Source organism: Mucilaginibacter sp., assembly GCF_035492695.1.
Taxonomy (GTDB): domain Bacteria; phylum Bacteroidota; class Bacteroidia; order Sphingobacteriales; family Sphingobacteriaceae; genus Mucilaginibacter.
This window is the reverse complement of record NZ_DATJJC010000012.1, coordinates 549,813-568,249: the sequence shown is the minus strand read 5'-3', so window position 1 is coordinate 568,249 and position 18,437 is coordinate 549,813. Positions and strand designations below refer to the sequence as shown.

The window sequence follows — 18,437 nt, the reverse complement described above, 5'->3', positions numbered from 1 at the left end:
GCGCGACTAAGGTAACAATTAATAAAATATAATGCTGCCGCTTTATAACTTAGGATTAAGAATTTATGTCTTCTTAATATACATTGCCTCGTTTTTTAACAAAAAGGCAAATGCCTGGCTTAAAGGCAGAAGCAATATTCAATACCCAAAATTTGACAAGAGCGCCTGGTTCCATTTTGCCTCGCTGGGCGAGTATGAACAGGGCCTTCCTGTACTGGCGGGCTTCCGGTCGGCACACTCCGATACCGCGATAGTGATCACCTTTTTTTCACCATCGGGTTACGAGATCCGAAAAAACACACCACTTGCTGATGCCGTGTATTACCTTCCGCTGGATACAGCCGCCAATGCACGGCATTTTATCGATGCCATTCAACCCACAATAGCCGTTTTTACCAAATACGAGTATTGGTACCACTATTTTTACGAGTTAAACCGAAAAAATGTTCCTTTGTTTGTCATTTCGGGCATATTTCGTCCAAACCAGGTTTTCTTTAAATGGTATGGCAGCCTCTATCGCGAAATGCTTGGTTTTGTCACTCACTTTTTTGTGCAGGATGAAAACTCCAAAAACCTGCTTCAAAATATCCATATCACCAATGTATCCGTCAGCGGCGATACCCGTTTCGACAGGGTATGGGCCAACGCGCAAAGCCCGAAATCATTTCCATTAATTCAAGAATTTACAAAAGGAAGCCAGGTATTTATTGCCGGCAGTACCTGGCCAGAGGATGAAGAGTTGCTTGCACAACTCATCAAGACCCAACCCAATTGGAAATTCATTATCGCCCCGCACGAGATCAAGGAAGAGAAGATAAACAGGTTCATAGCTTTACTGCCCGAAAATTCCACATCGAAATATTCACTACTCACCGCTCACCATGCACCACTCACCAACCAAACCCTTATCATCGATAACATCGGCATACTGTCGTCCCTTTACCAATACGGGCAGGTGGCTTATATAGGAGGCGGTTTCGGTGCGGGCATTCATAATACTTTAGAAGCTGCTGCCTTCGGGCTGCCGGTAATCTTCGGGCCGAATTATCATAAGTTTAAGGAAGCGCGTGATTTGGTGTCGCTTGAATTAGGTTTTAGTATTAATAATGCGGAAGAACTGAAAGAAACTTTTTCTTATTTAATGGATGATACTCACCTAAAAAGCATTAGCAAAAAAATAAAAGATTATGTGAAGGAGAATACGGGGGCGACAGAGATGATTATGAAATATCTTGATAATTATTAATCGGAGATAGCCGCAAAATTATGCATCTCTACACTTAATCTTCCCTGAATTTATTCGCCGGTGTCTTTTCAAAATACACCTTTTTGCCGGTGCGGGTAATACAAAACGCCGGGTTTTTGTTGTCGTTTAAAGGATATGTGCCGTCAGCAATTACACCGTTCCCAAATCCGCAATCGCCCGCTAAGGTATTGATCGTGATCTTATTTCCGGCACGTATGAATTCTAACTTGCAATCACCTTCTTCAACCGGTAAATATTCGTAATGACCGGTTTTCTTGTTAAGTGTTAGTTGACCGTAAAGTGTGCCAGAATTGTAGGCTGGAGCACCCAACACCCGTTCAAAATAGAACAAGATAGTGCCTTTAGCCAAATAGTGGATTTGCAGCAAAGAGTATGGTGCTTTGCCGTCTTTGCCTTGAGACCCATAAGTGCCCTGCAAGCTGGCAGGTGGCGTGCCTGAGGTGATAAATGAGATGAAGATGGATAACAAAAATAATTTCATAAAGTCAGCATGGAAATGTTTGTTAAAAATACGATGGTTACGGGTATTATCTTTACACAGACGCAAAATTTTCCGTCTTTATACTTCATTGTTAAAATTCCTTAATATTGCCCGTTATGGGCTTCCTAACAATTGCCGGATTGGGCAAAGTACATTACCACGAATACGGCAGCGGCAACAAACCGATGCTGGCTTTTCATGGCTATGGCATGACGGGGAAGCAGTTCCATGTGCTTAAAAATTCCATCTTAAGCAAATATCACGTCTATGGTATCGACCATTTTTTTCACGGCGAAAGCGCTTTAGAAAGCACATGGACCGAAAAGCAGATACTGGAAGGTATGCCGCGGGAAATGGTGAAAGCCTACCTGGAAGAATGGTTTAATATGCACGGCAGGCAGCGCGTATCCTTAATGGCCTATTCCATAGGAGCCAATCTTGCGTTGATATTATTAGAAGAATACCCTGATTTGATCGACGAGATCATCCTGATGGCGCCGGATGGTTTATCGGTTTATAAAGGGTTTGAATTTTTGATGCACAAACCGGTGGGGAAATTCTTTTTCCGCCGGGCCACCAAAAGCAAATGGCTGGCGCCTTCGTTATTGAAAAATTTGAAGAGAGCGCGTTTTATAGATCACAGCTTATATACTATTGCATATAACGAGGTAGATACCGAAAAGAAAAGACAGGATGTATATTACACGTTAAATATCATCAGGCAGCTAAAGCCTGATACGGATAGGGTTGCCACGCTAATTAATCAGCATCATATCAAATGCACGTTAATTTTTGGCCGGGATGATAAACTGTTCCCAATGGCGGCCGCAAAGCCTTTCATTGCTAAGCTGGATGATCCCGAAGTGCACGAGGTGCCACTGGGGCATTGGCTGGTGGTGCCCGCTTTGGACGAGTATTTACTAAATTTACCGGAATGATACCTGCCCGCAGAGTAAACTGGATGAGCAACTGGTTCGCAAAATACATGCGCTACCGGATGCATAAGGCGTTTAACCAGGTTGTGGTGATGCCGTTCGAGCCAAAACCCGGGCATTCTATCCTGCTGCTTTGCAACCATTTTAGCTGGTGGGACGGTTTTTTTGGTAATTACCTGGCTTACTGGCACCTGAAACGTAAGCTGTACATCATGATGCAGCACGACCACCTGGAAAAGCGATGGCTGTTCAATTATTTCGGTGGATTTTCGATCGAGAAAGGCTCGCGCGAAATGGTAGCATCACTGCAGTATGCTGCCGGGTTGCTTAATGATCCACAAAACCTGGTGGTCGTTTTTCCGCAGGGCGAACTGATCTCGAACCATGCAACCGAAGTAATCATCGAACGCGGCATTGATAAACTGATCAAAAATATCAAAGGCCCCTGCCAGGTAGTTTACTCCTGCGTATTAATTGATTATTTTGAGAGCCTGAAACCCTCGGCTTATATTCACCTGTTTGATTGCGGCGTGGCGGGCGAGGTGCCGTTCGATGAACTGGTGAAGAATATCAATACTTTTCATCAGCAGGCCTTGAAGGCGCAAACTAATGTGGAGCATTAAGTATATGTAAAACGCAAACTGAAATCGTTATTTAAAGTGATCACCGTTATTTACGTTACGTTTGTTTTCATTATCCTGCGCTTCGTCGTAACGGTTTTTAACTTCGTATCCGACCCTAAACTTCGCCGCGTAAATAAGCCATATACCGATTTTGTGTCGATACTGATACCGGCGCGCAACGAGGAGAAAAATATCCTCAACCTGCTCAATTCCATTTTAAACCAGGACTACCAGGATTATGAGGTTATCATTCTTGATGATGATTCCTCGGACAAAACCTACGGGCTATGCGCAGATTTTTCATCGAAACATCATTCATTCCGGGTAATCAAAGGCAAGGAGCTGACGGGCCAATGGCTTGGAAAAAACTATGCCTGCCACCAACTGGCACAACAGGCCCGCGGTAATTTCCTGCTGTTTCTTGATGCCGACGACCAGGTTTACGATGGGCTCATCAACAGCGCGGTGCACCGAATGTATTTCCGCAACCTGGCACTGCTGAGCCTTTTTGCAAATCAGCAGATGGAAACCTTCGCCGAAAAAGTTACCGTTCCGCTGATGCATTACATATTGCTGAACCTGCTGCCTTTGAAGCTTATTTACCTGGTCAGGAACCCTATGGTAGCGGCGGCCAGCGGCCAGTTTATGTTGTTTGACGCTGAACTTTACAGGCAAAATCAATGGCACAGCCTAACTAAAGATAAAACTGTAGAGGATGCCGAGATCATGAGGCAAGTTAAGTCGGCCGGGTTTAACAGCGAGAGTCTTTTGGCAAATGGAATGGTGAGCTGCCGCATGTATAAAAGCTATTCCGGGGCTGTCAACGGCTTTGGTAAGAACGCCCTGGCCGCCTTCAATTTTAACATTTTTAGCTTTTTGATCTTCCTGCTGCTGCTTATCGGTGGGCCAATGATCGTCATCACCACACTAAACCTCAACCTCATCACCATGATGCTGGGCCTTATCCTGTTACCGCGTGTAATGATCTCCTTGCTGGCAGGGCAAAATGCAGTGCGAAATGTATTGCTTCACCCTATACAAATGTTCAATTTGCTGGTTATAGCTTTTTTTGCGATACAGCGGTACCTTACCAAAACCACGACGTGGAAGGGAAGAAGTGTATAACTTTTAGCCGTTGTGCCTCAATCCAAATAAAAATCGGTGAAATCATATTACAATCGGTGTAATCAAAAAACAGTAACTTTGCATTGGTATGGGCGAATACAATTTACAGGTGACGATTGACGGTGATTCGGGCTTTTGCTTTGGCGTGGTATACGCCATCGACATGGCCGAAGAGATACTGGCTGAAGATGGCTACCTGTACTGCCTGGGCGATATCGTTCACAACGACGAGGAAGTAGAGCGCCTGAAAGCCAAAGGCCTGCGCATCATCGGGCACGAGCAGTTGAAGGACCTGCACAACGAAAAGGTATTGATCCGCGCGCATGGCGAGGCACCTGAAACCTATAAACTAGCGCTCGAAAATAATATTATGCTCATCGACGCATCCTGCCCGGTGGTGCTGAAATTACAGAACAGGATCAAAACCTCCTATGACAGCAACGAGAAGATACTGATATTCGGCAAACCAGGTCATGCCGAGGTGATAGGGCTGCAGGGCCAAACCAATAACGAGGCGCTGGTTTTTATGGATATGGAGGAACTGGATAATGTGGACCTTCCGGATAAGTTTACGCTGTACAGCCAGACCACCAAAAGCACCGAGAAGTTTTATAAGATAAAAGAGGAACTGCTATCCCGTGGTTACGAGGTAAAAGCCAACGATACCATTTGCCGCCAGGTATCCAACCGGGATAAAGACCTGCCCGCGTTTGTAGCCAAATTTGACAAGATCATATTCGTTTCAGGCAGAAAGTCGTCCAACGGCAAGGTGCTTTTTGAAGTGTGCCGCAAGCATAACCCCAATACTTACTTTATTTCGTCGCCCGAGGAACTGGAGCTTTCTATGTTCTCGCCCGGTGACAAGGTTGGGATAGCCGGCGCCACCTCAACGCCTATGTGGCTGATGGAGCAGGTGAAGACCGAGCTGGAGCAGTTTTAATTCTTATCGAATAATGTCATTTCGAGTGAGCGTAGCGAAGAGAAATCTTATACGATATGCCGGCGGACAATGCGGCGTGTTTAAGATTTCTCACTATCGTTCGAAATGACATAATTCTTTAAAAAGCATCTTCATCAATTCGTAATAAATACCTTCGATACACGGTTAAGGGATAAGAAAAATAATGAGCCGTAGGCTCTACCTGTTTGTAGCCCCAATAATTAACAGGTTTTGTGCCTCGTAGAGGCTACCCATCCGGCGGGTATATAACCAGTTCTAAATAGCAATAAAGGGTAGCCTCTACGAGACAAAATCTTTCCTGTCTATTTGCTACAAACAGGTAGACCCTACGGGCCAGAAAAACACGCTGCCAGAAGCGTTTTGATGTACCGTTATCTTTAAAGTAACGATTTACAGATATTAGCCATTCATTTTTAATCTTTTTGTAATATGTTATCCCGCCAACCAGTTAGGGGTATTTTTTCTTATTTTTGCGCCCGACAATATGAGCAAAAAAGGAGTTTTACTGATCAACCTGGGTACGCCCGATAGTCCCTCGACGGCAGACGTCCGCAAATATCTCCGTGAGTTTTTGATGGACCCGCTGGTAATAGACATTAATCCTATATCCCGCACTTTGCTTGTAAAAGGCATTATTGTGCCAACCCGCGGACCGAAATCAGCGAAACTGTACCAGGCAATATGGGATGAAAAAACGGGCTCCCCTTTGCTCCATTACAGCAAACTACAGCATAAATTACTACAGGAGCGCTTAGGCGACGAATACCAGGTGGAGCTGGGCATGCGGTACCAAAGCCCGTCTATCGACTCGGCGCTTCAAAGGCTAAAAGATGCGTTGATCTATGACATTGTGGTTATCCCGATGTTTCCGCAATATGCCTCCGCCAGCACCGGGTCGGTTTACGATAAGGTAATGGAACTGGTGCAACAATGGCCAACCAAACCTACCATCAGGTTTATCAACTCCTTTCATGATGATGAACTGATGATCGAAACATTTGCCGACAATGCCCGGAAGCACAACCCCGATACTTACGATCATATCCTGTTCAGTTTTCATGGCTTGCCGCAACGGCAGCTGATCAAATCGGACCATACCCACAATCACTGCCTGAAATCGGCCGATTGCTGCCAAACGTTGACAGATGCAAACCGGTATTGCTATTCGGCGCAATCGCACCATACCGCCAGGTTATTAGCAGAAAAGCTCAGTATTCCTAAAGAGAAGTACACCATCTGTTTCCAGTCGCGGTTGGGCAGCGACCCCTGGGTGCAACCTTACACCAGCGAGGTGGTGCATCAGCTGGCTAAGGAAGGCAAAAAGCGCCTGCTGGTATTTTGCCCTGCCTTTGTAGCTGACTGTCTCGAAACTGTTTACGAGGTACCTGTTGAGTACGGCGACGAGTTCAAAGCCCTTGGCGGCGAAACGGTCCAGTTGGTGGAAAGCCTGAACGATTCGCCGAAATTTATCGAGGCGTTGGCGAAGATGGTACTGTTGAACTAAATAAGTTGTCTTAACTTTTTTTAACAGATTTTCCTTGCTTTCTATTTTGATGTTTATTTACTTTGTAATTCAAAGTACTTTTAATAAAAATAATCGTGAAAGTAAAAATGATCCTGCCGGCGCTTACCGAAGCCGAAAACCCTTTCTGGCGCCCGATAAAATATTCACTGTTCCCGCCATTGGGCCTGGCGACATTGGCCGGTTACCTGTCGCCTGATGACGAGATAGACCTGCAGGATCAGCATGTCGAAAACCTGAATACCGATGATGAGCCCGACCTGGTGGTCATCCAGGTTTATATTACCAATGCTTACCGGGCTTATGCTTTAGCCGATCATTACCGTGCAAAGGGCGCTTACGTTATTCTGGGTGGCCTGCATGTAACTTCGCTGCCACTGGAAGCTGCACCACATGCCGACACCCTATTTATTGGTCCGGGCGAGGATACTTTTCCTAAATTCTTACAGGATTTCAAATTGGGTCGCCCGCAAAAGGTTTATAGGTCGGGTATCAGGACTCTCGTCGGCGTACCGCCCATCCGCCGCGACCTGATCAAACGTCATTTGTACCTGGTACCCAATTCCATCGTGGTTACCCGCGGCTGCCCGCACCATTGCAGCTTTTGTTATAAAGACGCTTTTTTTGAAGGTGGCAGAACATTCTACACGCAGGAGGTAGATGATGCTTTGGCCGAGATAGACCGGCTGCCCGGCAGGCATTTGTATTTTTTAGACGACCACCTGTTAGGCAACGTACGTTTTGGCGAAGCTTTGTTTGAGGGTATGAAAGGCATGGGCCGCCTTTTCCAGGGCGCGGCTACCGTAGATTCGATACTTCGCGGCAACCTGATCGAAAAGGCGGCCGCGGCAGGTTTGCGCAGTTTGTTTGTCGGGTTCGAGACCTTCTCGCCGCAAAACCTGAAGCAGAGCAACAAGAAGCAAAATCTTGAAAAAGACTATACGCGTGCGGTTAACCGGCTGCATTCGCTGGGTATTATGATCAACGGCAGCTTTGTGTTCGGACTGGATGACGACGACAAAGATGTTTTTAAACGAACGGTAGATTGGGGGGTAAAAAATTCTATTACTACATCTACCTATCACGTGTTAACACCCTACCCGGGTACAGAGTTATTCCGCCAGATGGAGGAGCAGGACCGCATTCTTCACCGGAACTGGGATAAATACGATACCCGCACTGTAGTTTATAAAACACAAAACATGACTGCCGCTGAACTGGAGGCAGGTTATTGGTGGGCCTACAAAGAATTTTACAAGTGGAGCAATATTTTCGAAGCAAGTATGAATCATGATACCCTGACCCATAAACTGAAGCACTTTTGTTATGCCGGCGGCTGGAAGAAATTTGAGCCGATCTGGAATTTCCTGATCAAAACCAAAAACCTGAACAACACGCTGCCACTGCTGGAAGGCGTGTTAACTAAAGTGCGGAGAAGAACAAAGGAACGTCATCCAGATCTTATGCCGGGTTCCTGTGAGCCTGAATTGATCAGTGCCGGGAATATCAGTACATAAAAAAGTGCCCGCCAAAAATGGCGGACACTTCCCCTCACAGTTTTGTGAACCAGTTATTGGATTTAGGCGTGATGGTGAGCGCCCTCCCCAATTTCCTCAATGGCTTTTTTGTTAAATGCGTCCAGATCTTTCGGCGTGCGGCTGGTTACTAAACCATTATCAACCACCACTTCCTCATTTACCCAGTTGGCCCCGGCATTTCGCAAGTCGGTTTGCAGCGATGGGTATGATGTTAGCGTCCGGCCACCGATCATTCCTGTTTCTATCAGCATTTGCGGGCCATGGCAAATAGCAGCTACAGGCTTGCCTTCATCCAGGAAAGCCGACACAAAGGCTACGGCCTCCTTGTTTTGTCTCAATTTATCCGGGTTCAGTACGCCACCAGGCAAAACCAATGCATCGTAATCATCCGGACTAGCGCTGCTTAATTCCTTGTCTACGTTTATTTCAATACCCCAATCGGTATGGTTCCATGCTTTTATTTTTCCGCTTCGCGGCGATACCACGTCGACTTTAGCGCCCGCAGCCTCCAATGCTTCCTTAGGGCTGGTGAGTTCCACCTGCTCAAATCCTTCTTCTGTCAGTATTGCTACTTTGCGATTACTCAAACTTGCCATAATAAGTATATTTAACTAAAAGGTGAATTCCTTTCTATAAACTACATCCGGCAATGGGGTTGGTTTTAATTTTTTTCAGAAAAACATGCTTTACACGCATTGCAGGGCGGTTATTCAACTTACTCCGATATTGCTGCGCTTGTCGACCCTCTCTCCGCCTTTGGCGCAAAGAGGGTTGAATTCCTTTTTTTCCGTATGTTAGGTCTTAATATAAGATTAAAGAAAAATGAAAGCCCCTCTTTATCGCTTGCGGTAGAGAGGGTGGTCCAGCGAAGCGTCGACCGGGTGAGTCCACTACACGTATTGCAGGGCGTAATTTATAAAATTGCTGGTCAGCCCAAAATCTTCGGTACCCTTGCGGCGGATGAAGTAAAAATCGCGGGTAATTTTAAGGCCCTCGATAGGTACTTCCACCAGGTCGCCCTCGGCTAATTGCCGGGTAATAGATGGCCGTGGCATAAAGCCCAGACATTGGTCGGCGAGCAGGAAGTTTTTCAAAGCCTCGGTACCGCCCAGCCGGATCTTTACATTCAGGTCGGCAGGTTTGATATGATGGTCGGCAAGCGACTTTAACAAAGCGTTCAGCGTGCCCGATCCGCGTTCGCGCAGGGCTACGGGTGTTTTTAAAAGTTGTTTCAAGGTGAGCGATTTGCCGGCCAGCGGACTTTTGGCCGAACAAACCGGTATCACCTCGTCGCTCATAAATGGCCTGTACGATACCGTGGTCAGCTTATTATCTACCTCGATAATACCGATGTCAACCTCGTGATTCAGTAAAGCACCCAGGATATATTCCGAATTTCGGTTCACCAATTGCACATGCACATTGGCGTATTCGCGCTGAAAACCCGACAGGATAGGCGGCAGAATATACAAGGCGATGGTAGTACTTGCCCCCAGCCGCAAATGCCCGGCTGCCTGCGACATATTGCTCAATATCGACAGGTCGTATTCGATCTTACGTTCTATCTCGTTGGCCTGCTGCAGGTATTCGTTCAGCTTTTTACCTGCTTCGGTAAGCAGGATGCTGTTGCCTTTACGTTCGAACAGCGGGACCTTATATTGATCTTCCAGAGCCTTCACATGCTTGCTGATGGCGGGCTGGGTAACAAACAGCACCTGCGCCGCCTTTGAGAAACTCAAATTGGCAGCCACTTCCATAAATACGCGATGAGCGAAGGAGATCATTTTGCGAAGTTAGTGGATTGGGTTGAATAATGGGGATGTTGATTAAGCTGAAAGAGTAATTGGTTGATTAAGTTGTTTTACCCTGGCGTTACGAAAGTCCAGCAATAAATGCGGTACTTTTGAGTTGACCAATTCCTCGACGACAAAATGGGAACGAACTATGCCTCAATGGCTTTTGGCGACGAAACCAAAAAACTACAGGAAAGATACGGCAGCCGGAGCAGCTATGCCAGGCTTGAGCAAAGTACTTATTTTGATGGCTTATCCGAACAGGAGATCAGCTTTATCAACGAGCGGGATGGGTTTTATATGTCGACCAATGGAAAGGATGGTTATCCATATATTCAATACCGCGGCGGGCCGCCAGGGTTTTTGAGGGTTATTAATGATACTACACTTGCTTTTCTCGATTTCAGGGGTAACAAGCAATACATATCGGCAGGTAACTTTGTTACTAACGATAAGGTCGCTTTATTTATCATGGACTATGCCCGCAAAGCAAGGCTAAAGATCCTGGGCCGCGCCACCGTCATTGAACTAGGTGATGACCCGGAACTGGAAGCGTTTCTTTCGCTGGGAGATTACGAGGCCAAACCTGAAAGAATTATAAAAATAAAGATAGAGGCCTACGACTGGAACTGCTCGCAGCATATCGTACAACGCTTCACGATCCCGGAAATAGAAGATGCCTTTGCAGCGCAAAAGGATTATATAGTTGAACTGAGAGCGGAGATTGCAAGACTTAAAGCCGGAAAAAAATAGCTTCGTCAAACACGAAGCGTTCCCAATGGAACGCTAAAACCCCCAATTCTTTTTTTCTACCGACGAAACGTCCCGATGTGACGATCAAGGAAGAATAGTTTAAAATTCACAAAAGCTTATTGCAGGAACTCTTAATTATTTTTCTTCGCAAAAACGTCCCTCCTGAGCGATCAAGGAGGAATAGTTTAAAATTCACAAAAGCTTATTACAGGAACTCTTAATTATTTTTCTTCGCAAAAACGTCCCTCCTGAGCGATCAAGGAGGAATAGTTTAAAATTCACAAAAGCTTATTACAGGAACCCTTAATTATTTTCCTGCGCAAAAGCGTCCCTTCGGGACGACTGGTTGGTAGGAAAAATTGGGAGGCGCATTAACGTTCCGTAGGAACGTTTGGTGTTAGTAAGTTTTTGTATAAATATACCAGGATTTACCTGCAAATCTGTATAGCTATTTCAGGACGGGCCATTCGGGTCAGCACACGCCAATCATGGTTAACGCTTTTTTGTCAAATTTGACATATTGTATTGATAATCAACTATTTAACTAACAACAAGCGTAAAATAGTGTTAACCATGTTAACCCTGTTTTGCTTCCTTAACCAAGCTGGACCATGCTGCAAATAAAATAGGGATAATCTCCCGATCATCCCTATTCATTTATTATTCAAAATAGCTCCCGGTTAACTAATCACCGATTAACCAATCACTAACTTACGCCTCTACACCCTGCCCTATCAAATGCTTCGCAACCAGGTACTCGGCAATCTGCACCGCGTTGGTGGCCGCGCCTTTGCGCAGGTTGTCTGATACTATCCAGGCGTTCAGCGTGTTCGGTTGGCTTTCGTCGCGGCGCAGGCGGCCAACAAATACTTCGTCCTTTTCATGCGCATCAAGCGGCATCGGGTATTTCAGGTTGGCCACGTCGTCGGTAACAATAACGCCCGGCGCTTTTTCCAGTATCGACCTAACTTCGGCCAGGTCGAAATCCTTTTCAAATTCGATATTCACCGACTCGGAATGACCGCCAATAACCGGGATACGCACCGTAGTAGCAGTAACCTTGATGCTGTCATCGCCCATGATCTTCTGCGTTTCTTTGATCATCTTCATCTCCTCTTTGGTGTAACCGTTATCGGTAAACACGTCGATATGAGGGATCACGTTCAAATCAATAGGGTAAGTATAAGCACGCGGCCCGTCGGTAATGCCTTTACGTTCGTTAAAAAGCTGGTCGACAGCCTTAACTCCCGTACCGGTTACGGACTGGTAAGTGGATACCACTATCCTTTTGATCTTATATTTATCATGTAATGGCTTAATAGCCACTACCATTTGTATGGTGGAGCAATTCGGGTTGGCTATGATCTTATCTTCTGCTGTCAGTACATCGGCATTAACTTCGGGTACCACCAGTTTTTTGGTCGGGTCCATACGCCAGGCCGATGAGTTGTCTACAACGGTTGTTCCGGCTTCGGCAAATAGTGGCGCCTGTGCCAGTGAAGTGCTCCCGCCGGCCGAAAATAAGGCCAGGTCGGGCTTCTGTTTTATCGCATCCTCGACAGAAACCACCTTATACTGCTTACCCTTGAATGTTACTTGTTTACCAACACTCTTTTCTGAAGCTACGGGGATCAATTCTGTTACCGGGAAGTTGCGTTCTTCAAGAACCTGCAACATTTTGGTGCCCACCAGTCCTGTGGCACCTACTACTGCGACTTTCATTGTAATAATTTGTTTTCTAAGCGGTAATGAAGCTCCTTTGCGGAGGTTTCATTTTGTTTAAATTGTTAAATAATTGAATTAATAGAACCCCAAATATCCGAAATTTTTAGCTTTTATCAGATATTTTAGAATTCGAATTATCTGAATGTTAATTTATTGACATCCAAAACAGGCTAAATTTCCTGATTTGTAAAAATCACGTAGATAATTTTCAAATTCTTTAAATTGATGGGGAGCATCAATCCGGGTTAAGACAAAAAAATCTACCTTTGTCCGTTAACTGAATTTTCATGACTGAAAAGATATTAGTGATAGGCGCCAATGGCCAGATTGGGACAGAACTGGTCAATGCTTTACGGCAGATCCACGGCGCCGACTCGGTAATAGCATCCGATATTAATAGTCCTACCTATGCCATCCGCCATAGCGGCCCGTTCGAACTGGTGAACGTGCTGGATAAAGACAACCTTCACCATATTTTTAATAAACACCGGCCAACGCAGGTTTATTTGCTGGCCGCGATACTGTCCGCCGTAGGCGAACAAAAACCCAAAATGGCCTGGGACCTGAATATGACCGGCCTGCTGCATGTGCTTGATTTTGCAGTGGAGTTTAAAGTGAAGAAAGTTTTCTGGCCCAGCTCGATAGCCGTTTTTGGTCCGCATTCGCCGCAGTTTGATACGCCGCAATACTGCGTAATGGACCCTAATACCGTCTACGGTTTCAGTAAGCTGGCAGGCGAACGCTGGTGCGAATATTACTTTAACAAATACGGGCTGGATGTACGCAGTATCCGCTACCCTGGCCTTATCGGCTGGCGTGCCAACCCGGGCGGCGGCACTACCGATTACGCCGTGCATATATTTCATGAAGCCTTGAAGCAAGGTAAATACCAAAGCTTCCTTTCGGCTAATACTGCCTTGCCGATGATGTATATGGACGATGCCATCCGCGCCACCTTAATGCTTATGGATGCCCCTGCCGATAAGATCACCATCCGTTCATCCTATAACCTGGCAGGCATCAGCTTTACCCCAACCCAACTGGCTGATGAAATAATAAAGATTATGCCCGGTTTCGAAATAAGCTATGCCGGCAGCGACCCGCGCCAGGCCATTGCCGATAGCTGGCCCAAATCCATCGACGATAGTTACGCCCAAAAGGATTGGGGCTGGCAACTGGAATATGATCTGCCGAAGATAGTAGCGGATATGCTGGTTAATTTGAAGAAGATTATTTAGAGGTAAAATCGGAAAGACTAGGGATGTATTAAAAAAATTGTCACTATTCAGAAAATATAATATGAAATTTTGGAGAATAGTTTCAGTTATTTCGGGTGTGATTTTTATCATCATTGGAGTCCTCTTTTTTCTCTTTCTATTGGCGTTGAATGACCCGGAAATAGAAGGGGAATCAGGAAGAATTAGTTTAGGTAGTTACTTTATATCACTTATCCCGATAATGATTGGAGTAATCATTTTAATTAATTCATTTCTTCGAAAACAAAAAAATTAAAATTTCAAACCGGGAATCCACCCAAACACATTAGAACTCCTTACTTAAGCAAACAAATATTACTTTTGCGTTATAACCTTGGCCAATGACTATTGACCATTGACTACTGACTAAATCATGGGAAGAGCATTTGAATTCCGTAAAGAAAGAAAATTAAAGCGCTGGTCGAAAATGGCCGTGCAGTTTACCCGTTTGGGTAAGGAAATAGTAATGGCGGTTAAAGCCGGCGGCGGCGACGTTAACACCAATTCGCGCCTGCGTACTGCGGTGCAGAACGCCAAGGCGGTGAACATGCCTAAGGACCGGGTGGAAGCTGCTATTAAACGCGCCACCAGTCGCGATGAGAAAGACTACGAAGAAATTGTATACGAAGGATATGCACCGCATGGTGTAGCCATCCTGGTGGAAACCGCTACCGATAACATTAACCGCACGGTAGCCAATGTGCGCAGCTACTTTACCAAAGTTGGCGGCACGCTGGGCAAAACCGGGTCGCTGGATTTTATATTTACCCGCAAATCGGTATTTACTTTTGATCCCGGCGACCGCGACCTGGAAGAGCTGGAGTTTGAGCTGATAGATGCCGGTTTGGAAGACCTGTTTGTGGAGGCTGATGAGGAAGGCAATGACATTGCTGTTATCCATACCGCATTTGAAGATTTTGGCAAAATGCAGAAGGCTTTGGAAGAGGCGGGCATCGAAACCAAATCGGCTAAACTGGAGCGTATACCGCAATCATTTCACGAAGTGACCGAGGAAGGTATAGCGGATGTAATGAAGCTGATAGACCGCCTGGAAGAGGATGACGATGTGCAGGCGGTATATCATAATATGGCGGAGTAAGCCCAACCTGTCATTGCGAGGAGGAACGACGAAGCAATCTCTTCGTTATGCTTACGACGGGATTGCCGCGCTATCGCTCGCAATGACATAAAATTATAGCTATGCCACTATTCACCTCCCGCCGGAACGAAAAGAAAGTTAAAGTGACCTTTAGCAACGGTTTGCTTTTTGTGGAAAAAGATGAAGGTAAAAAGCCGCAGGTTTTCCCGCTGGAGTTTTTTCCGAAGCTAATGAATGCTACCGATGAGGAACGCGGCGATTGGACACAAACCGATAAAGGCATCCATTTTAATAAGCTTGATCTGGACGTTAATATCTAAAAATGACATTTGACGAATTTTTCGTGAAGAAGAAAATAGACCTGTCGGCTTTGGGAAAGGCTGAACCGGCGCTGTTGTCTGAATTCAAAGCCCATTTTGAACAGATGGGCGAAAAAAGCTTCGATCACACCAAAAAATACTGGTTCAATAAGTTACGGCTGCAATACCACCTGGCACCCGAGCCGAAAGCTGAAAGGGTAGTTATAGAAAACCCGCTGGCCGAGCAAACTATAACCGAGACATTAGCAGAAACCACCTCACCTTCGCCCAATGTTGGTTTCAAACCGCGCTTTAAACCTGGCATGACAAAGCCCGCAGAACCTGCGGGTGAAACAGCGGCGTCAGCTCCGGCAGCCGAACCCGAAAAGCCTGCAGAAAATAAAGAGGCGGCGACTCCGGCCCCATCATTAGGCTTTAAGCCTAAGTTTAAGGCAGGCGTTACAAAACCTGCGGAAGCTACGCAGGAACCAAAGGAAGAACCCAAAGAGGAAAAGCCTGCGGATGCGCCGGCAAGTCCGCCGCCTGCCTTAGGTTTCAAACCGAAATTCAAAGCAGGTGTAACCAAACCAGCAGAACCAGCTGCTGCACCGGAGGAACAAGCTAAAGAAGAAAAGCCGGCGGATGCCCCGGCAACGCAAGCACCGGCCTTAGGTTTCAAGCCAAAGTTTAAAGCAGGCGTAACCAAAACGGTAGTTGGGCCAGAGCCAAAGGAAGAAGCAAAAGACGAAACACCACCCACACCCCCGGCAGAGGATAAAACTGCTAACCTAGGTTTTAAACCGAGATTTAACACAAAGCCGAAGGGAGAATAACTCCATTTTCGAACTATGTCATTTCGATGAGCACGCAGGGGCTGTGCGCCGTCGCGAAGAGAAATATTTTCGAACAGTAAGACCGGATTTCATGTTGTTGAAGATTTCTCCTCATGCCTTCCCGCAAGTCAATCTCATTCGTCGAAATGACATTTGGGAATAAACCGGCCTTACTTTTGATGCGAAAAAAGCCATCCCATTAACCCAGGCTCAGCAAAAGCGTCGTCCCAGCTATTATGATTATCATTCGGATACAACGTAAACTTAGGGTTACCGCCTGCGGCTTTAATGGCGTTCACCATAATAATGGAATGGTCCGCCGGAACTACATCATCCTTTGCGCCGTGGAATATCCACAAAGGTACCTTTTTGGCATAAATCTTTGCGTTTTGGGTATTGTCTCCCCCGCAAATAGCGAACGCGGCTGCAAATAAGTCGGGTTTGCGTCGTAATATCTCGAAAGTGCCCATGCCACCCATAGACAGCCCGCCGACATATATCCGGTGCTTATCTACAAAAGGTTTATCCAGCCATTGGTCGAGCAGGCCAAGCAGGCTTTTCATAGCAGGCGTTGGCGCGCCGCCCTCAATAAAGGTCCATTTCCATTTCCCGGATGAATCCTGCTTCATTTGCACATTGCTCCACCAGCCGTCCTTAGGGCATTGCGGAAAGATAACAATAGCCGGATATTTGGCCCTGATAGTATCATTCAGGAAAAGCTTTGGCCCGTATTTTAACTGAGCCTCGTTATCATTGCCTCTTTCGCCTGCGCCGTGCAGCACTAAAATGACGGGGTATTTTTTTTGTGGGTCAAAATTTCCAGGAAACACGAAACGATAAGGAAGTGTATCGTTCTTATTAATATAGCTGCCCCTGTCGAATGAGGAAAGGCTTTGTGCTTTTAATAAAAACGGGAATAAAAGGCTCAATCCTAGTATTCCCGTTAAAAATATTTTTTTTGCTGTCATGGTAAAAGTTAGAAAGAAGTCTAACGTAAAGAAACAGCTTTTTCTTTTACAAATCCGGAACAGGTTTCCGAAAATATTTTTGTTAAGCGTAAAAATTGGTCAAATAGGTTCAGTTTAATTTTTCAAAATTTGGATCACAAATGAAGTGCCTTTACCTAATTCGCTTTGAATAGACAACCTGCCGTTATGTTTTTCGAGTATCTCCTTCGCCATGATCAGGCCAAGGCCAAAACTATCGGTTATCTGGTTTTTGAGCCTCCGGCTGCCTTGATTGTTTAGTATTCTTTCGCTTTGTATTTGGCTCATTCCGGGCCCCATATCCTTAATAACAAGTTCCGCAAGGTTTTTGCTTTCATTGAAGGAAACGGTTATTATTCCGCCATCGGGACTATATTTAATTGCATTGTCAATCAGATTACGCGAAATTACATCTAGTATAAAGGGGTCAAAATTAATTTTATCTGCATTGGAAAGATCAAAATTAAACACGATATTTTGCTTTTCAATCCGTTCTCTATAATAATCCTGATATTTTGAAAAGAATGTTTTAAGGACGATTTTTTCTCGTTTTTCAATAAAACTACCACGATCTGCGCTAGTGCGCACAAGGAGTGAATTGATAATATTGAAAATATAATCAATTTGCGTTCCCATGCCCGAAAATATCGCTGTTATTTCGGCTTCCGACAAGTCGAGCTCTTTATACTCGTTGACAACTTGCCGGATGTTGGCCAAGGGACTTCTTACATCATGTGCTATGATGGAAAGTAAAATGTCTTTTTGTTTTAAGGCATCTGTAAGTTCCTCGTAATTTTCAACCAGTTCATCTACGTCCAAAAATGTGACCACTTTGTTGTCGCCATATACATTTTCATGTACATCAAACCATTTGTATGACCCGTCAGCACAAAAAAGCTTCGCAACCATGTGTGCATGAGTGTCACCTTTTCTTTGAGCTGCGCCTACCACATTAAACCAGCTTTCCTTTACCTCTGCCCGGTAGTCAGCTTCCGGATATACGCAATTAAACCAGGCATTCTGGTCAGGAATATCTTCGACACTATATCCTATCTGTTTTAAGAAAGCTTTATTGACGTATTGGTGTTTGGTTTCGCTGTTAGATAAAAGTATCGGCGTGATTATAAGATCAATGGTCTGATAAAATTCACTGGTATTGATCAGTGTTTGCATAACTCAATAGGGGCTTGATTAACTTACTTTACATAGATAGCAACTTATTTGCAATTTGCGAAATAGGT

General features: G+C 45.3%; 18 protein-coding genes. 12 read left to right on the top strand and 6 right to left on the bottom strand.

What is annotated here, in order from left to right:
* Positions 1-31 precede the first annotated feature (31 nt).
* Positions 32-1,246, top strand: a complete 1,215-nt coding sequence (locus tag VL525_RS09280) for a 3-deoxy-D-manno-octulosonic acid transferase (RefSeq protein WP_325385689.1) — start codon at positions 32-34, stop codon at positions 1,244-1,246.
* A gap of 34 nt (positions 1,247-1,280) precedes the next feature.
* Here VL525_RS09280 and VL525_RS09275 read toward each other — a convergent pair whose 3' ends face one another.
* Positions 1,281-1,748: a hypothetical protein gene (locus tag VL525_RS09275; RefSeq protein ID WP_325385687.1), complete on the bottom strand. Its 468-nt coding sequence runs from the start codon at positions 1,746-1,748 to the stop codon at positions 1,281-1,283.
* A 116-nt stretch (positions 1,749-1,864) separates the two neighbouring features.
* Here VL525_RS09275 and VL525_RS09270 point away from each other — a divergent pair, with 116 nt between their 5' ends.
* The 6 genes from VL525_RS09270 (at position 1,865) to VL525_RS09245 (ending at position 8,431) form a co-directional block, all read left to right on the top strand.
* Positions 1,865-2,686, top strand: coding sequence for an alpha/beta hydrolase (locus VL525_RS09270; protein ID WP_325385685.1), 822 nt, complete (start codon positions 1,865-1,867; stop codon positions 2,684-2,686).
* Entirely contained in the window at positions 2,683-3,306 is a 624-nt protein-coding gene (locus tag VL525_RS09265; protein WP_325385683.1) for a lysophospholipid acyltransferase family protein, read from the top strand. Before VL525_RS09270 ends, VL525_RS09265 begins: the two co-directional genes overlap by 4 nt.
* A 36-nt stretch (positions 3,307-3,342) precedes the next feature.
* Complete coding sequence (locus VL525_RS09260) at positions 3,343-4,431, top strand: glycosyltransferase (RefSeq protein WP_325385681.1); 1,089 nt, start codon at positions 3,343-3,345, stop codon at positions 4,429-4,431.
* Between the two features lie 88 nt (positions 4,432-4,519).
* The gene (locus tag VL525_RS09255; protein ID WP_325385679.1) at positions 4,520-5,371 is read left to right on the top strand and encodes a 4-hydroxy-3-methylbut-2-enyl diphosphate reductase; all 852 of its coding nucleotides are present in this window, start codon (positions 4,520-4,522) and stop codon (positions 5,369-5,371) included.
* Positions 5,372-5,876: 505 nt separating this feature from the next.
* The gene (hemH, locus tag VL525_RS09250) at positions 5,877-6,896 is read left to right on the top strand and encodes a ferrochelatase (RefSeq protein ID WP_325385677.1); all 1,020 of its coding nucleotides are present in this window, start codon (positions 5,877-5,879) and stop codon (positions 6,894-6,896) included.
* A 95-nt stretch (positions 6,897-6,991) separates the two neighbouring features.
* Positions 6,992-8,431: a B12-binding domain-containing radical SAM protein gene (locus VL525_RS09245; protein WP_325385675.1), complete on the top strand. Its 1,440-nt coding sequence runs from the start codon at positions 6,992-6,994 to the stop codon at positions 8,429-8,431.
* 62 nt (positions 8,432-8,493) lie between these two features.
* Here VL525_RS09245 and VL525_RS09240 read toward each other — a convergent pair whose 3' ends face one another.
* Positions 8,494-9,048: a type 1 glutamine amidotransferase domain-containing protein gene (locus VL525_RS09240; protein ID WP_325385673.1), complete on the bottom strand. Its 555-nt coding sequence runs from the start codon at positions 9,046-9,048 to the stop codon at positions 8,494-8,496.
* Between the two features lie 294 nt (positions 9,049-9,342).
* The gene (locus tag VL525_RS09235; RefSeq protein ID WP_325385671.1) at positions 9,343-10,236 is read right to left on the bottom strand and encodes a LysR substrate-binding domain-containing protein; all 894 of its coding nucleotides are present in this window, start codon (positions 10,234-10,236) and stop codon (positions 9,343-9,345) included.
* 147 nt (positions 10,237-10,383) lie between these two features.
* Here VL525_RS09235 and VL525_RS09230 point away from each other — a divergent pair, with 147 nt between their 5' ends.
* Positions 10,384-10,998: a pyridoxamine 5'-phosphate oxidase family protein gene (locus tag VL525_RS09230; RefSeq protein ID WP_325385669.1), complete on the top strand. Its 615-nt coding sequence runs from the start codon at positions 10,384-10,386 to the stop codon at positions 10,996-10,998.
* 711 nt (positions 10,999-11,709) lie between these two features.
* Here VL525_RS09230 and VL525_RS09225 read toward each other — a convergent pair.
* Positions 11,710-12,720 (bottom strand): aspartate-semialdehyde dehydrogenase, encoded by a 1,011-nt coding sequence (locus tag VL525_RS09225; RefSeq protein ID WP_325385667.1) that lies wholly within the window; start codon positions 12,718-12,720, stop codon positions 11,710-11,712.
* A 290-nt stretch (positions 12,721-13,010) separates the two neighbouring features.
* Here VL525_RS09225 and VL525_RS09220 point away from each other — a divergent pair, with 290 nt between their 5' ends.
* From VL525_RS09220 to VL525_RS09205, 4 genes are all read left to right on the top strand, one after another.
* Complete coding sequence (locus VL525_RS09220; protein ID WP_325385665.1) at positions 13,011-13,961, top strand: NAD-dependent epimerase/dehydratase family protein; 951 nt, start codon at positions 13,011-13,013, stop codon at positions 13,959-13,961.
* Between the two features lie 391 nt (positions 13,962-14,352).
* On the top strand, positions 14,353-15,078 hold the full coding sequence (locus tag VL525_RS09215; protein ID WP_325385663.1) for a YebC/PmpR family DNA-binding transcriptional regulator: 726 nt from the start codon (positions 14,353-14,355) through the stop codon (positions 15,076-15,078).
* A gap of 101 nt (positions 15,079-15,179) precedes the next feature.
* A complete protein-coding gene (locus VL525_RS09210) occupies positions 15,180-15,398 on the top strand; it encodes a DUF2442 domain-containing protein (RefSeq protein ID WP_325385661.1) in 219 nt (72 codons plus the stop codon).
* A gap of 2 nt (positions 15,399-15,400) precedes the next feature.
* Positions 15,401-16,210 (top strand): hypothetical protein, encoded by an 810-nt coding sequence (locus VL525_RS09205; protein ID WP_325385659.1) that lies wholly within the window; start codon positions 15,401-15,403, stop codon positions 16,208-16,210.
* A gap of 170 nt (positions 16,211-16,380) precedes the next feature.
* Here VL525_RS09205 and VL525_RS09200 read toward each other — a convergent pair whose 3' ends face one another.
* Together VL525_RS09200 and VL525_RS09195 are read right to left on the bottom strand one after the other, a co-directional pair.
* On the bottom strand, positions 16,381-17,178 hold the full coding sequence (locus tag VL525_RS09200) for a prolyl oligopeptidase family serine peptidase (protein WP_325385657.1): 798 nt from the start codon (positions 17,176-17,178) through the stop codon (positions 16,381-16,383).
* A gap of 114 nt (positions 17,179-17,292) precedes the next feature.
* Positions 17,293-18,369, bottom strand: coding sequence for a PAS domain-containing sensor histidine kinase (locus tag VL525_RS09195; RefSeq protein ID WP_325385655.1), 1,077 nt, complete (start codon positions 18,367-18,369; stop codon positions 17,293-17,295).
* Between the last annotated feature and the right edge of the window lie 68 nt (positions 18,370-18,437).